This is a genomic window from Pseudoalteromonas sp. SG41-2, assembly GCF_014164535.1.
Lineage (GTDB): Bacteria > Pseudomonadota > Gammaproteobacteria > Enterobacterales > Alteromonadaceae > Pseudoalteromonas > Pseudoalteromonas rhizosphaerae.
Window position 1 is genome coordinate 54510 of the sequence record NZ_JACJFK010000011.1, and the last position, 15736, is coordinate 70245.

General features: G+C 39.2%; 11 protein-coding genes. 5 read left to right on the top strand and 6 right to left on the bottom strand.

What is annotated here, in order from left to right; genetic code table 11:
• Positions 1-189 precede the first annotated feature (189 nt).
• The gene (locus H5186_RS10595; RefSeq protein ID WP_182794442.1) at positions 190-3864 is read left to right on the top strand and encodes an Ig-like domain-containing protein; all 3675 of its coding nucleotides are present in this window, start codon (positions 190-192) and stop codon (positions 3862-3864) included.
• Positions 3865-4114: 250 nt separating this feature from the next.
• Complete coding sequence (topA, locus tag H5186_RS10600) at positions 4115-6835, top strand: type I DNA topoisomerase (RefSeq protein WP_182739243.1); 2721 nt, start codon at positions 4115-4117, stop codon at positions 6833-6835.
• Between the two features lie 99 nt (positions 6836-6934).
• On the opposite strand, the gene H5186_RS10605 is transcribed toward topA, so the two are convergent.
• A complete protein-coding gene (locus H5186_RS10605; protein WP_149981038.1) occupies positions 6935-7177 on the bottom strand; it encodes a hypothetical protein in 243 nt (80 codons plus the stop codon).
• Between the two features lie 227 nt (positions 7178-7404).
• Here H5186_RS10605 and H5186_RS10610 point away from each other — a divergent pair, with 227 nt between their 5' ends.
• The gene (locus tag H5186_RS10610; RefSeq protein ID WP_145233766.1) at positions 7405-7953 is read left to right on the top strand and encodes a TIGR00645 family protein; all 549 of its coding nucleotides are present in this window, start codon (positions 7405-7407) and stop codon (positions 7951-7953) included.
• 38 nt (positions 7954-7991) lie between these two features.
• Here H5186_RS10610 and H5186_RS10615 read toward each other — a convergent pair whose 3' ends face one another.
• Both H5186_RS10615 and H5186_RS10620 read right to left on the bottom strand, forming a co-directional pair.
• Positions 7992-9191 carry an ABC transporter permease gene (locus H5186_RS10615; protein ID WP_182794443.1) on the bottom strand — a complete coding sequence of 400 codons (1200 nt, stop codon included), beginning with the start codon at positions 9189-9191 and terminating at the stop codon, positions 7992-7994.
• A complete protein-coding gene (locus H5186_RS10620) occupies positions 9188-10126 on the bottom strand; it encodes an ABC transporter ATP-binding protein (RefSeq protein WP_182761308.1) in 939 nt (312 codons plus the stop codon). Before H5186_RS10620 ends, H5186_RS10615 begins: the two co-directional genes overlap by 4 nt.
• A gap of 389 nt (positions 10127-10515) precedes the next feature.
• Between H5186_RS10620 and H5186_RS10625 the strand changes: the two genes are divergently transcribed.
• Both H5186_RS10625 and ccoG read left to right on the top strand, forming a co-directional pair.
• Positions 10516-11934, top strand: a complete 1419-nt coding sequence (locus H5186_RS10625) for a sigma-54-dependent Fis family transcriptional regulator (RefSeq protein WP_149981042.1) — start codon at positions 10516-10518, stop codon at positions 11932-11934.
• A 141-nt stretch (positions 11935-12075) separates the two neighbouring features.
• Complete coding sequence (gene ccoG, locus H5186_RS10630; protein WP_182794444.1) at positions 12076-13458, top strand: cytochrome c oxidase accessory protein CcoG; 1383 nt, start codon at positions 12076-12078, stop codon at positions 13456-13458.
• Position 13459: 1 nt separating this feature from the next.
• On the opposite strand, the gene H5186_RS10635 is transcribed toward ccoG, so the two are convergent.
• The 3 genes from H5186_RS10635 to H5186_RS10645 form a co-directional block, all read right to left on the bottom strand.
• The gene (locus H5186_RS10635; RefSeq protein WP_182739246.1) at positions 13460-13885 is read right to left on the bottom strand and encodes a hypothetical protein; all 426 of its coding nucleotides are present in this window, start codon (positions 13883-13885) and stop codon (positions 13460-13462) included.
• Between the two features lie 175 nt (positions 13886-14060).
• Positions 14061-14975, bottom strand: coding sequence for a M14 family metallocarboxypeptidase (locus tag H5186_RS10640; RefSeq protein ID WP_182739247.1), 915 nt, complete (start codon positions 14973-14975; stop codon positions 14061-14063).
• A gap of 92 nt (positions 14976-15067) precedes the next feature.
• Positions 15068-15643 (bottom strand): hypothetical protein, encoded by a 576-nt coding sequence (locus H5186_RS10645; RefSeq protein WP_182717882.1) that lies wholly within the window; start codon positions 15641-15643, stop codon positions 15068-15070.
• Positions 15644-15736: the final 93 nt, after the last annotated feature.

Below are 15736 nucleotides of genomic sequence, written 5' to 3' on the forward strand. Positions count from 1 at the left end.
TTTATAAATTTGCCATAGCCTACCAGCATGCAGATTTTTATACAGAAAAAATCGCTAAATATGAAAAAAAATATTGTTGAAAAAAACCATAAAAAAGTAATAAAAGTTGTGATTTTAAAGCTTGATATAGGTTAATATTGGGTAAATTTTATATTTAAATAATTAATTACAAACGCTAGGGAGAGGGCAATGCCTTTAATGCGATGGCTCAGTGTCATACTGTTGAGTTTTTTTATCACCGCGTGTGGTGGCGGTGGAACACTTGAAAAGGACGGTGGAACAATTGATGATGGTACTACTGCTGATCCCATTTATACCTTATCTGTTCAGGGTTACGTAAAAGCAAGCGATGAAACTATTAATGCAGTAACCGAAGCTGATCCGATAGATATAAAGATAACTCTATTAAAAAATAATGAGCCGGCAAGTGGGCAAAGAATCACTTTTACCTTGGCTGATAATATAGGTGCTGTAAATTTAAATTCTGCACTTACCAATAGCGAAGGGATAGCCACTGTTGAGCTTTCAGCTGGACTACAAGCAGGCGCTGGTGAGATAACGGCGACTTACACCGGCAATGACATCAATGTTAATAGCAGTTTTGCTTTTACATCTACGGGTGGGCAAGGAGAAAGTAACCAAGGTGCATTTACACTTAGTTTGAAAGGACTATCTCAATTAACTGCAGAGCCTACTAATACAGTTACTACTTTGAATAGTCTGGATTTACAAGCAACATTAAAGCAACAAGGAGAGCCTTTATCGAATGTTAGAATCACTTTTAATCTAGCTGACAATATAGGTGAAATAACGCCTTCTTCTGGAACGGCTTTAACTAACAACCTTGGTATAGCAACGGTTGAATTATCCGCTGGTGATGTCATCGGAGCTGGAGAAGCAACAGCAACGTATACTCATAATGGGGAAACAATAACTTCACAACCATTTAGCTTTGAGACCCTCATAGACGCAAGTGCCTCAGCAGATTTGGTTGTTACTTTACTTTCATCAGATAACACCGCAACACGAAACGTTACTTTTTCAGAACCATCAGTAGCTCAAGCTAAATTGCTATTAAATCAACAGCCGGCGGCCTTTAAGCTAATACAGTTTAATGTGTCAGGTTTTGGTATTCTAAACCCTTCAAATGGTACCGCTATGACCAACAGCGAAGGTATTGCTAAACTTGATTTACTTACAGGTTCTGAAGCGGGAGCAGGTAACATTTCTGCTAGTTATCTTTCTGAGTCGCAGCAAGTTATTAATTCGAATGCTTATACTTATACTGCTGCGGGTGATGCTCCAGTTCAAGGCGTGTCAGAAGACTTTAATGTCAATTTAAGCCTTACTTCATCTGTAAACTTATCTGACACGAATGAAATTAATGCACAGCAGAGCGGTATTATCAAAGCAAGAGTTACAGACTCAAATGGTGACCCCGTAGTCAATAGAGTGGTGAGTTTTACCTCGACGCTTGGTAGTTTACTGCCAAGCTCGGGCACTGCACTTACAAATCAAGATGGTGTCGCTACGCTCAATATCACGACAGGAACTATTGAAGGGGCGGGGCTTATAACAGCCCAATATGAAGCTGTAGAGTCTTCCATTGGCTTTTATACTCGGGGGGATGCGATAGACCCAAATCAAAATAATGCTGATATCGCTTTTAAAATTTTGATTAATTGCCAATCTGATTTTAGAACGACGCGAGACCCTAACTTATGCGAGGAAACAACGAGCATATCGGGCGAAGATGCAGCAATCGTGTTTATTGAATTAACAAAGCAAGGATCAACAACGCCATTAGCACAAACTCTTGTAACTGCAACGACGACTATTGGCGCTATTTCACCAAGCACTGGTACTGCTATATCAAATGAGAATGGTATCGCACTATTGGACCTTGTGCCTGGAAGGGATGTAGGTGCAGGCGAGATAACAGTTACTGTTCTTCAAAGCTCTATAAAAAAAGCATTTCAAATATCAGCAGTAGATGTTGATGTTAGTATCAATAGTTCTTTGGCAGAATCAGAAGTTTTATCAGCAGGTTCAACCGCTTTAATCTCAGTAAACCTGAGCAAAAATGGAGAAACCTTCGTTTCTCCATTATCTGTTGAGTTTACATCAGGTTGTGTTGATGCAGGCCTAGCTGTTATAGATGCCAGTGTGACTAGTATCGGTGGTGTTGCGCGTTCAACATATAGAGCACAAGGTTGTGTTGGCGCTGACTTAATAACAGCAACAGTTATTACTGGTGGTAATACTGTTTCTGCTTCTACGGTAGTGAACGTCTCTGCTGCAAATGTTGGCTCTTTAGAGTTTTTAGATGTATCTGAACCAGTTATTGCGCTTAAAGGTACCGGCGGCGCAAACAGAAAAGAAACCTCTGTTGTTCGCTTTAGGTTAATTGACGAAAATGGCAATGTACTCCCAGCTCGAACTGTAAACTTTAAGTTAGCAACGGAAGTCGGTGGATTGAAGTTAGGTCAGTTATCAGGTTTCACTGATGCTGATGGTGTAGTACAAACTGTTGTGCAGTCAGGAGTAGTGCCAACGCCAGTCAAAGTGATAGCTTCCAGTGAGCAAAACGTTGATGGTGAGAATGTAATTGTAACAGCACCATCTGATGTTTTGGTGGTCAGCACTGGTATTGCTGACCAAAATAGTTTTTCACTATCTCGTTCGCAATTTAATGTGCATGGTTTAAATGTTGATGGCACTGAAGTCGATGTTAATGTTCGCTTAGCTGACCATTTTAACAATCCAGTGCCCGATGGAACTGCGGTTAGTTTTATTACCGAAGGTGGGGTTATTGAGCCCAGTTGTACTACATCTAACGGGGGATGTTCAGTTAAGTGGCGTAGTAGCAACCCACGGCCGTTTGCTGAGTTTATAGTTGAGGGCGGAATTACTCGCAGCTTTTACGGAAATACTATCGCAGATAAATGCGATAGTGGACTACCATGTCCGCTTGGTATTAAAAATAATGATAATACAGCGTTTGACTTACCTTTAGGCGGGAGAGCAACGGTACTCGCTTATGCTATAGGTGAAGAAACATTTTCTGATTTAAATGGCAATGGTTATTTTGATGAAGAAGACTTCTTTGATGATCTTTTTGATAAGCCAGAAGCCTTTATTGATAATAATGAAGATGGAACATTTGGTGGAAAAAATTGTGAAACCGCAGCTGAACTGTGCTCTGCGGCTAATTCTGCAGGGGATGAATTTGAGGAATTTATAGATTTTGATGGCAATGCCCAGTGGACTCAACAAAATGGTTTATACAATGGCTTATTGTGTCGCCCAGAAGATGATGCAGCAGGTATATGTACACGAGAAATGATAAATGTATTTCAAAATCAAGAGATCGTAATGTCGAGTGATAACGCTCACTTTAGATTGGTAACATATGCCGACGAATGTACTGATATACAAGGCGTAACTGCTACAGAAGTACATGTTAATAGTGACATAAATAGTAACTTAGTACATAAGGTACAAAATGATTTAACTAGCCAAAAAATGTGTCAAATAACTGAAGTGGATTTAACGTCAGCTACCGGCCAAGAGAGTATTAATTTGACCGTGTTTATTGCTGATATATTTAATAATCCATTGCCTGTAGGTACAGGAGTAACGATATTAACAGATAATGGTGTACTCAGTGGCGAGCCAGAAAATTATGCCTTCCCGAATACAACGAGTCGAGTTCCGGTTAGCTTATCATTTGCGCTTGGTCGTGAGCCTGCAGATAATCGCAATGATATCACAAGTGGCTTTTTAGAAATTAAAACAACAGCACCATCAGGATTAGTTTCATCTTTATCAGTATCAGTTAGAGATGATCCAAAAGTACCTTAAGATTGTTTAGTTTTAAAAAATGCCAACCATAAGGTTGGCATTTTTGTTGCTATTCTATATATTCCACTGCAAATACCTTAAAACACCGTTTTGTCTAAATTAACGACAATAATTGTTTAATTATTCATTAAAAGCAGAAAAGTTTGTATTAAAAGCTTGTAACAATTGGTGTTTGTAGATATACCTATAAATATTCGCGCCCGTAAATGGGCAAAACACATTTAAAATACTTGGTTAGAAATAGGCAACTATGGGCAAATCGCTAGTAATTGTAGAGTCTCCTGCTAAGGCTAAAACAATTAATAAATATTTAGGAAACGATTTTATCGTCAAGTCCTCTATTGGACATGTACGAGATCTTCCTACCTCCGGTTCAGGCAAAACCAAAACGGCTGCTGTAAAAACACCTGCAGAAGTACGTAAAATGGCACCAGAAGAAAAGGCCGCGTACAAAAAACAGCGTGATTATACAAATTTAGTAGCTCGAATGGGGATTGATCCAGATAAAGGCTGGGAGCCACATTACGAAGTATTACCAGGTAAAGAAAAAGTTGTTCAAGAATTACAAAAGCTCGCTGAAAACGCTGACCAAATCTATCTCGCAACGGATTTGGATAGGGAAGGAGAAGCGATTGCTTGGCACCTGCAAGAAATTATCGGTGGAGAGCCAGAAAAGTATAAGCGTGTCGTATTCAATGAGATAACTAAAAATGCCATTCAGGCCGCCTTTGAGGCCCCTGGTGAGCTAAATACCGACATGGTCTATGCCCAGCAGACTCGTCGCTTTTTAGATCGTGTTGTAGGCTTTATGGTATCGCCATTATTGTGGCAAAAAGTTGCCCGTGGTTTATCCGCTGGACGAGTACAGTCTGTCGCAGTACGTTTGTTAGTTGAGCGCGAGCGTGAAATTAAAGCGTTTATTCCTGAAGAGTTCTGGGATATTCATGCCGATGTGAAAAATACCGAGTCGGCACTTCGTTTAGAGGTGTTCAAACAAGGTGATAAAGCCTTTAAGCCAGTCAATGAAGCGCAAGCTATGGCAGCTACTGCATCTTTAGAGCAAGCTGAATATAAAGTTGTTAGTGTTGAGGAAAAGCCAAGTAAAAGTCGTCCTAGTGCGCCACTAATTACTTCAACAATGCAACAAGCTGCGAGTACGCGTTTAGGCTATGGCGTTAAAAAGACCATGATGTTAGCGCAACGTTTGTATGAAGCAGGTTATATCACCTATATGCGAACTGACTCAACCAACTTGTCGAAAGATGCAGTTGCAATGTGTCGCGAGTATGTTTCGCAGCAGTTTGGTGATAAGTATTTACCAAAAGAAGCTATTAGTTATAGTTCAAAAGGCAATGCACAAGAGGCGCATGAGGCGATCCGTCCTTCAAGTGTTACTGTATTATCTGGTCACCTAGATGGCGTAGACCCGGATGCTAAAAAGCTTTATGAATTAATTTGGCGTCAATTTGTTGCGTGTCAAATGGTCCCTGCTGAATATGACTTAACAACATTAACTGTTACTGCCGCCGATTTCCAATTAAGAGCCAAAGGACGGGTGTTACGTTTTGATGGTTGGACTAAAGTACAACCAGCAGTTCGAAAAAAGAACGAAGAAGATCAATCACTACCAGCTATTAAAGAAGGCGAGATATTAAGCCTTGTTGAACTTGATCCAAAACAGCATTTTACTAAGCCGCCAGCACGCTTTAGTGAAGCGAGTTTAGTAAAAGAACTTGAAAAACGTGGTATTGGTCGTCCATCTACCTATGCATCAATTATTTCAACGATACAAGATCGTGGATATGTCCGTGTTGAAAACCGTCGTTTCTTTGCAGAAAAAATGGGTGAAATTGTCACCGATCGTTTAGTTGAGAACTTTACTGATCTGATGAACTTTGACTTTACTGCAAAAATGGAAGGCCGGTTAGATGATATCGCTGAAGGTGAGCGTGTCTGGACACAGGTACTTGACAAGTTTTACGCTGATTTTTCTACACAACTGACTTTAGCCAGTGGTGAAGAAGATGAAGGTGGGATGCGTAAAAATGAAATGGTCGAAACTGATATTGACTGTCCAACATGTGGCAGAAAAATGGGTATTCGAACAGCCTCTACTGGCGTTTTCTTAGGCTGTACAGGCTATAATTTACCGCCAAAAGAACGTTGTACTACCACTATGAACTTAGTGTCAGGTGATGAAGCGGTTGCCGCTGACGTTGAAGATGTCGAAACCGAAACATTGATGCAAATGAAGCGTTGCCCAATTTGTGAAACGGCAATGGATTCATACCTGATAGATGAAACTCGTAAATTACATGTTTGTGGTAATAACCCTGCTTGTAAGGGTTATGTCGTTGAGCAGGGCACGTTTAAAATTAAAGGCTATGATGGCCCTATCATTGAATGTGATAAATGCTCATCAGATATGCAGCTTAAATCAGGGCGCTTTGGTAAATACTTTGGCTGTAGTAATGATGAGTGTAAAAACACCCGTAAATTACTGCGTAACGGCGAAGCAGCGCCACCAAAAGAAGACCCTGTTCAGTTACCAGAGTTAGAGTGTGAAAAATCTGATGCATACTTTGTGCTACGTGACGGCGCTGCAGGTATTTTCTTAGCAGCGAATACCTTCCCTAAATCACGTGAAACTCGTGCCCCTAAAGTGGAAGAGTTACAGCGTTTTAGAGATCGTATTTCACCTAAGTTTTATTATCTAGCTGATGCACCAGTAAAAGATCCTGATGGTAACTTAGCAATTGTTCGTTATAGCCGTAAGAATAAAGAACAATATGTAATGACTGAGGTTGACGGTAAAGCAACAGGCTGGACTGCACATTTCAATGCAGGAAAGTGGGTTGAAGAGGCAAAGAAGAAAGCCGCACCTAAGAAAAAACCAGCCGCTAAAAAGGCAACAGTCAAGAAAGCCGCACCTAAAAAAGCCGCTGCAAAAACAAAAAAGGACGCTGAGTAGAATACTAAGCTCTGAAAACAAAAAAACCGGAATGCACACCCTTGTGTCAATTCCGGTTTTTTTATATCAAAAATTATGCCTTTAGAGGCATTTTTGACGTTAGATTTTTACGTCAGTGACTTTTTTATAGCCTTCTGATTCAAGTTCATCATTTACGCACTTTAGTACGTATGGTTTAAGCTCTTCATTGCTGATGTCGTCGTCTTTAGCCCAGTTTAAACACATCTCAGTGTATTCTTTAATTGTTTCGGCGGAAGCTTCAACAGCATCGTCAGCAACAGCAAAAGTTGCATAAACTGCAAATAATGGCGCTACGATAAGCGCTAGCAATGCTTTTTTCATTCGTGTATTCCTAAAAAATGTAGTGACTGCTGTTTTATATTCAAAAACAACAGTGATCCAATCAAGCAACATGCTGTTGGTAAGTGATTCTTAAACGAAATGATAATAAAAGATAACGAAATATTTTTATCGTAAAGACAAATATAATGTAATAAGAGACGGTAAAATAATGAGAAACTTATGTTAATCAATGCTATCTTACGCCAGCTATCAATTTAGGAATAATTATGTCTCAAAGCCAACTACCTGACACCACACCTCGTGTTGCATCTAAACTAGAACAGTTTGTTGAAAGCTTTATTTTTCGAGCCCGCTGGCTACTAGCTCCCTTTTTTATAGGCTTACTCGTTGCAATTGTACTGTTACTTTTGAAGTTTTTTAAATACCTGTATCAAATGGCGATAAATACATTTAGCGCTACTAATGAGCAACTACTGGTGGGTATTTTGACCTTGGTTGATACCGCATTACTGGCAGGATTATTATTAATAATTATTTTTAGTGGCTATGAAAATTTTGTTTCTAAATTAAATATTGGTAATCATGAAGATCGCCCTGCATGGATGGGTAAAGTAGGTTTTTCTGGTCTTAAAATGAAATTGATCAGCGCAATTGTTGCCATTTCTGCAGTCGAACTGTTAAAGGTGTTTATAAGCTCTACTAGTCACTCAAGTGATGAATTGATGTGGAAAGTAATAATTCATGTTACTTTTGTGATATCAGGTGTGCTATTTGCTCTCACTGATTTTATAAATAGCAAAACTCACAATCATTAAATAGCAGATAACGCAACGCTATCTGCCTATATGTTTTGTTATTTAAAGATACTCAACCACATAGCCTTTAAACTCGGTTCTTTTGCGTACATATTCATACCCATTTTAAAAATACGAGCGGCAAATATACGTAAGTAATAAAAACAGCCAATACTGAGAAGCAGGGATAAGAGTGCTTGCCAAATTGGTATTTCAACTAATGACATGCGCACCGGCATAACCGCAAATGCCGTGATCGGCAAGTAACTAAGCACGATTGTTAAAACACTGTTTGGTGCATCGATAACAAAAAATGCAATCACGATAGGTGCCAATGGCAGCATCATTAAGGCACTTTTACTACTGTGATTAGGATCATCAATACCCGCTGCGATCGCAGCCATAAATGCAGCGCAGATGCCAAGACCTACAATCGCATAGGCTAACAACCAAGGCAGTAATGACCAATTAATAAAGTCTAAATTGAGGGCTTGTTGTTTAATGATAACGGTAAAAAATAGCATCGATAAAATAATCGATAGCAAGGTGCCAATCATGGTTTTTACTGCAAGTAATATTTGCCCAAGTAGCTTACCATCTATCCATGTTTGTGGTGTCATGGTGGCTAGCAATTGCTCCGTTACGCGGTTTTGCTTTTCACCGGTAATACTGACAAAGAGTTGGCTAAAGATCCCAAACATCGCAACAAATAATAATATCAGTACCCCAACTGCTGTGTATGTTTGACTACGATCAGCTTGATTTTTCAAAAGCTCGTCAAGTACCCTATGTTCAATTGAAATATTTTTCGTCAATCCTAGTCGTTGTTGCTCGCTTAAGCCTAAGCTATCAAATTGAGCTTGTTGCAATTGCGCTCTAAGGAGCGATTGCAATGTTGTTTGCCATGCTGATTTTACAGCCGTTATTAACGTATATGAGTGAGTCGCTTGGTCAAACTTAAGTACGCCATCATAGCCAGTATCCTCAGCTAAATTTGCAATGATGGCAGTTAAATCATCATGTTTGGTAAACTTAAATTGTGTCGATGTAGGCTCTGTTTTGACGCTAAACTCGAGGTTGCTTACTAAATGATAACCTTGTTCAAGTTGACTGTTTGCAGTGGCAAAAAAATAAATAACTCCAGCAATAGCGAGCATGATCAACTTCGAAATAATTTCTTGTTTTAATTTAAAAAAATGCAAGAACTCCCATTTTGCAACAATCCAGAGCTGTTGCTGTGTAAGCGATGATTTATTCATAGCGTCGTTCCTTGATCCAGTTTAGCGTTATGCTCAGCTACTGCGTGTAAATAAATTGCATGCAGTGACTGAGCTTTATTTTTGAGTTCACATATTTCCCCGATGCTGATTAACTGAGGAAGTAACTGGTTAAGTGATTGGTGTTGCTTTAGGGTGATAGTTAGTTGCTGTGCTTTTATTTGCTCAACACAATAATGTTCACATAGTTGCTCAAAGTAAGTTTGATTAATTGGATCGTTGAATACGACTTGAATACTATTATTTTGCGCGCTTTGAAGTATATTACTGAGTTTGCCGTATAAAACACTTTCACCTTGATTTAATAGCAATACCCGATCAGCAAGTTTTTCTACCATCGCCATCTGATGTGCACTTAAAATAACGGTCATGCCTTGCTGTTTTAATTGCGCTAAAAATTCAACAACTAATTCCTGATTAATAGGATCTAAGCCAGAAAATGGCTCATCTAAAATTACCCATTTGGGCTTATGTAAAATTGCAGTGATCAATTGGATTTTTTGTTGGTTCCCTTTAGAAAGTGATTTTAAGGGGTCATTCAAGCGTGCGGTTAAATTAAATTTAGCTAACCAATAGTCACAGCGCTGCGTAAATTCGCTATCTTTTACGCCGTGTAATGCTGCAAAAAATTGTAGATTTTGTTTTATTGTTTTTTCTGGATAGAGGCCTCGGTCTTCTGGTAGATAGCCCAGTAAATGTGCCGGAATAGATGAATACGCTTGTCTTGCATCATTGAGTTGAATAGAGCCACTATCTGGAGAGGAAAAACCAACGATCATTTTTACTAATGATGATTTCCCCGCACCATTGGGGCCAAGTAAAGCAAAAATCTCTCCTGGTTGCACATCAAATGACAGCTTATTCACCGCAGTAACCGTTTTATAGTGTTTTTCAAGGTTGTTAATAATTAACGACATGTGATCCCTACAATATTGTTTTTTTTGAGTTTAATCGGTTACAACCAAGAATGTAACTACTACCAGAGATGAAATTGTAAGCAAAGATTATGCAATAATTAAATAAGAAGTGTGCAGACACTGCAGTTAATACATATTTGCAAAGCTAATGCATTACAATCACAAGCAGATTAACTTTGTCTTGATGATAGTTAGGTATTTATTAATTTATTTTTCAAATACTTAACGATGAGCGCTGTAGTCTTACAGTTACTTTAGATGCGGTTCATGATGAAGCAAAACGACGGATAGTTTCGCTTTAATGAACGGTATGAGTTAGTCACTTAGGGTGCAAATCTTCGCCATTATAGGCATAATGAACGCGATATTTCGCGAGATTGGTGTAAGCAATGATAAAACAGTTTTTAGACGATCCAACTTTATTACTCAACGCCGTTGGTGAGGGAATATATGGCTTTGATTTAAGTGGTAATGCGGTATTTGTAAATCCCGCTGCTGAACGCATGACTGGATGGCATGCAGATGAGTTGCTGGGTAAAAAAATTCATCAGTACCATCATCATAGTCACGCTGACGGACGGCCATATCCAGCAGATGAATGCCAGATTTATTGCACTATGTTTGACGGCAAGCATCGCCATGTTAAAGATGAGGTATTTTGGCGTAAAGACGGCAGCTGTTTCGCGGTAGAATATACATCTACACCCGTTTATAAAAATAATCAGTTGATCGGCGCTGTCGCGATATTTCGCGATGTATCAAAACAACACCAGACAGAGCACGCACTGCGTGATGCTTTAGCGCAAGTGAATCACTTAAGTGAGCAATTAAAAGAGCAAAATAGCTATTTGATAGCAGAACTTAATGAAGATTGGCAAGAGTCTGGTTTGGTAGGCAAAAGCCACGTATTTCAAACCATGCTTGAGCAAATAAAACTTGTTAGCCCGACCGATAGCACGGTATTGATTTTAGGTGAAAACGGCACAGGAAAAGAATTAGTTGCTCGTAACTTACATCGCTTAAGTGGGCGCAGTGGGCAATCCTTTATTAAGGTTAATTGCGCCGCATTTACGCCAAGCTTACTTGAATCTGAGTTATTTGGTCATGAAAAGGGGGCTTTTACGGGGGCTAAGGAGCATCGTAAAGGACGTTTTGAGTTGGCTAATAATGGTACCATTTTTTTAGACGAAATTGGAGAGCTTGCTCTTGAAGCGCAAAGTAAGTTGTTACGGGTATTGCAAGAGCATGAATTTGAACGTGTTGGCAGTAGTCAAACACGTAAAGTTAATATTCGTGTAATTGCTGCGACTAATCGTGACCTATGGGCCATGGTGCAGTCAGGATGCTTTAGAATAGATTTATATTATCGACTAAATGTATTTCCAATCACAGTTCCACCACTGAAAGCGCGTAAAGAAGATATTCCATATTTGTGTAGTAATTTAATTGCGCAATTAAATAAACGTCTTGGTAAACAGCTCAAAGGACTCAGTGAAAAAGCCATAACACAGCTACAAGCTTATGATTGGCCGGGTAATATTCGTGAATTACAGAATGTACTAGAGCGAGAGGCTATTTTATCAAAGCAGTCTGTATTGCAGTTATCGCAACCACTTGATGCCAATGCTAGCGCTAACCTAAACACGGATCTGAGCCTTGACGAAGCGCAGAGACAGCATATCATCGCAGTATTAGAATTATCAAATTGGCAAATTTCTGGCAGTCAAGGCGCGGCAGTTAAATTAGGCATGCCGGAGAGTACGTTACGATCAAAAATGCGCAAGTTGATGATCCGTAAAAATCGTTAAATATCACGGCACTCGCTAAATGTCGCGATTTTAGCGAGTTTATTAAATAAAAATTCATTAATATTCAACTACTTAATTTAATTTCTGTTTGGTCTGAAACTTGCAAACTTACGGGCCTAACCGTCACAGTAAGTAGTTATTATGAAATTTGATATTAAAGAAGAAGATATGATCATCAAGCCCTATAAGCATGAAGGGCCTATTTATATCCGTGAGCAAAAAGGATTTTTCCAGCGTATTCGCCGTAACCTTGGTTGGTTACTCATGCTTACATTCATTCTTATTCCTTGGATCCCATACAAAGGCCAGCAAGCGGTATTGCTAGATGTTGCGAGTCAAAAGTTTGCTATTTTTGGGCTGACCTTACTGCCCCAAGATTTTATGATCTTGGCGTTGTTATTTATGTTAGGTGCTTTTGCGTTGTTTTTTGTTACCAATTGGCTTGGCCGGGTATGGTGTGGATATACATGCCCACAAACAATTTGGATGCTGATGTTTTCATGGGTGGAGCAACGTATAGAGGGAACACGTAATCAACGTATAAAGTTAGATAAATCCGCGTGGACGTTATCAAAATGGCAGAAAAAAACAATCAAGCATAGCGCTTGGGTAATCATATCATTGTTTACAGCAACGTCATTTATGGCTTACTTTATTCCGGCTAAAAGCTTGTATGGGGATATGTTTACTCTGCAATGGTCGGGCATCACTAGTTTTTGGGTATTTTTGTTTGCCTTTTGTACTTATGGAAATGCCGGTTTCTTAAGAGAAAAAATGTGCACTATTGCTTGTCCATACTCACGGTTTCAGGCTGTAATGTTTGATAAAGATACATTACTTGTCACTTACGATAGTGCGCGTGGGGAAAGTCGTGGTCCACGTAAACGTAAGGCCGATCCTAAAGCGTTAGATTTAGGTGATTGCGTAGATTGCAATTTATGTGTGGAAGTGTGCCCGGCAGGGATTGATATTCGTAACGGCTTACAATATGAATGTATTAACTGTGGTTTATGTATCGATGCATGTGACGATACAATGGATAAGTTTGGCTATCAAAAAGGCTTGATCAAGTACGCAAGCGAAAAACAGATGGCTGGCGAGCAAACTAATCCATACCGGTTGAAACTGGTTGGTTATGGCGCACTCACGGTTTTATTAATGGTCAGTATGTTAGCGTGGTTAGTTCAACGCACGCCAATCGAAGTGTCAGTACTGCGTGATCGTAATGCATTATATCGAGTAAATTATGAGGGCTTAGTTGAAAACCCTTACACCTTGACAATAATTAATAAAACACAACAGTTACTGCATTACCGAGTAGCGATTACCGGTCTTGATGTGGCTAAGTTACAGAGCCCTCAACTTACAGCTGTCGAGCCTGGTCAAATGAAGCGCATCCCGGTCACTGTGGTTGCCGATGGCTATGATTTACCAAGTAAGCTCAATGAACTTGATTTTGTGATCACAGCCGAAGAAGATAGCAGTATTAATACATCAATAAGCAGTGTGTTTTATCGTAACTAAGTTATGCAGAGTGAAATTGAGCTGCATTATCGTTCATTGTTTGGTGAACAAAGGTTTTAGCTTGCACTAAACATTTAAACAGACGATGGCGAACATCCACGCTAAGGCCTGCATTTTGAATAATGCGTTGCATTTGATTGATTACGATAGCTGAATCAAAAATATAAGCGCTAGCAATACATCCATTACGAACCATGGCAGAGGCCAACACTGTAAGTTGTTGCTCTGCCTGAGGAGTTGCAGCCAACAAATTTTGAGAATCACTGATATATCCCCATGGTTTATTGGCAAGCTGACTAACCTGCTCAAATAAGCCATTGCTAAATGAGGTTACTAAACTGGCGTTAAGATTCCCGCAAAAATTAGCAATGATTATATTTTGCTCGCGGTGTAAACTAACCTGTCCATGTTTATTGCTAAATTTCAACGTGCTTCCTTGTAAGAAAATTTAAGAGCGCGAATTTTATACAATTAAAACGCGGAGTCTAGGTATTTTTTAATTTTTTATAAATTTGCATTAATTAATCAGTGAATAATATATAACCAGATTAAAAATGTCAGAATAGGGCCTAAATATAATTACCAATAGACCCTCGCAATAATTATTTTGTAAGCAGGTGATCTAATGCACCTTTAATTGCAGCCACCTGTGCTGTAATACATAGCTCATCTGTTGCCGTCGGACTATCTGGGTACACTTCTGTTGTGGTGACATACTGTGCATCTGTAAAGCCCATGCATAAACCGAGTTCTCGTGCTGCATAATTGATCACACCATGTTGTTCTAATGGCACTCCAATGAGTTGATTGTTTTCATCACTGGGGGCAATTTGAGTCACATTAGCAACAGTGTCAATAATCGCTTTTTGGAATTGCGGTTCAGGTTTATTGCTATCAGCGACAAGATAAAAACCATCAGGAATATTCCAATTAGTGTTCACTTTGCCATCACGAGCCGCAAGTGCAGGGCGAAACTCACTGTTGTCAGTGTCAGTTGTTTCATGCAGATCAATATGCGCTAATAAAGGTATATTTTGTGCTTTAATATAATTTATTAGTGCTGCTGACTCTGGTGCTGGGCTTGATGAATAAAACGAACGGTTTGGATCTATGGCTGCTGGGTTCCAGCGATTAATGGTTTCATATCCCCACGGGCTAATACAAGGAGCAACCAGTAAGTTAAACTCTTTAGCGTATTTCATACCTAGCGTTTTCATAAAATGTAATGCGCCATGAACACCGCTTGTTTCATAGCCATGTACGCCACCGGTGATCAATATGCTCGGTTTATTCGATGCCCACTGTTTTGATTTAATAATAAAAAGAGGGTAGCGAGTAGGATCAAAACTGAGCGCACCATATTGCTCAACCTCGAAATCATTATCCAGTTCGTTGATTAAAGTTACAACTTCAGATTGATAGCTACGTTTAATCGTTTGTAGGTTAAACCAGCACTGTTTATCTTTATCATTCCAAGGCGTGCCTTGAGTACCTATTGGATAGTTATTTTCGCTCATAGAACCTTCATTTATTACAATAAAGGTTTAGCTTATCGCTGTACTAACCTCACTGCAACTAGCTGCGACTAATACACAACTGTGAATTATATTTATAAGCTGTTTGAGGACTCATATAAATTGGCATTTTGGCGCTTATGGGCTTCAAATAAATAAGCCCTTAGATGTTCTTTCCCTTGATGAATATGAGTGATCTTGGCAGCCATGCCTCGCTTACTAAAGCGTACCGGTTTGATGTCGATAGTAATATTTTTTTTGTTTGGAAGGGTTAATTTTATCTGTTGCTCAATCGCTAAAGGAGCTTTTTGAGTCGTTGATTTTAGAAAAAGTCCAGTACTTGAGATTGATTCAACTTCAAAGTCTTGGCTCTGAATATTGAGGTTCCCGCCACGCCAACAGCGCTTTATTCCTTGTGTGTCGATGACCTCTGGTGCGCTTAATACAGGGGTTACAACGCCTGTTTTATCAATTCTTATTTCAAGTGGAAACCATAATTGATAATCGCCAACTTCAGCCAGTAGTGTTAATTTTGTATTATTTAGTAATTCAGCAATATTGGCAGGGATAGAGCTTTGTAATGTCAGTGTATGATTGTCCCTCAATTTTGAAGGAACCGTCACTTGGAAAAGATCTGATATAAAATTTAGTTCTTCATTGGTCATATCCATTTAGCATCTAATCCCATGCGGGCGATAATGTAGTTAATACCGTATTTTAAGTCGAGAGTTTATTCATACAATAATGTATAACGGCAGTGTAAT

What these genes read in the sequence shown, in the direction of transcription:
- H5186_RS10620 (WP_182761308.1), bottom strand. Translation starts at nt 10,126, where the DNA reads ATGTCGTTAATTATTAACAACCTTGAAAAACACTATAAAACGGTTACT.
- H5186_RS10640 (WP_182739247.1), bottom strand. Translation starts at nt 14,975, where the DNA reads ATGAGCGAAAATAACTATCCAATAGGTACTCAAGGCACGCCTTGGAAT.
- H5186_RS10645 (WP_182717882.1), bottom strand. Translation starts at nt 15,643, where the DNA reads ATGGATATGACCAATGAAGAACTAAATTTTATATCAGATCTTTTCCAA.
- H5186_RS10595 (WP_182794442.1), top strand. Translation starts at nt 190, where the DNA reads ATGCCTTTAATGCGATGGCTCAGTGTCATACTGTTGAGTTTTTTTATC.
- ccoG (WP_182794444.1), top strand. Translation starts at nt 12,076, where the DNA reads ATGAAATTTGATATTAAAGAAGAAGATATGATCATCAAGCCCTATAAG.
- H5186_RS10605 (WP_149981038.1), bottom strand. Translation starts at nt 7,177, where the DNA reads ATGAAAAAAGCATTGCTAGCGCTTATCGTAGCGCCATTATTTGCAGTT.
- H5186_RS10610 (WP_145233766.1), top strand. Translation starts at nt 7,405, where the DNA reads ATGTCTCAAAGCCAACTACCTGACACCACACCTCGTGTTGCATCTAAA.
- H5186_RS10625 (WP_149981042.1), top strand. Translation starts at nt 10,516, where the DNA reads ATGATAAAACAGTTTTTAGACGATCCAACTTTATTACTCAACGCCGTT.
- topA (WP_182739243.1), top strand. Translation starts at nt 4,115, where the DNA reads ATGGGCAAATCGCTAGTAATTGTAGAGTCTCCTGCTAAGGCTAAAACA.
- H5186_RS10615 (WP_182794443.1), bottom strand. Translation starts at nt 9,191, where the DNA reads ATGAATAAATCATCGCTTACACAGCAACAGCTCTGGATTGTTGCAAAA.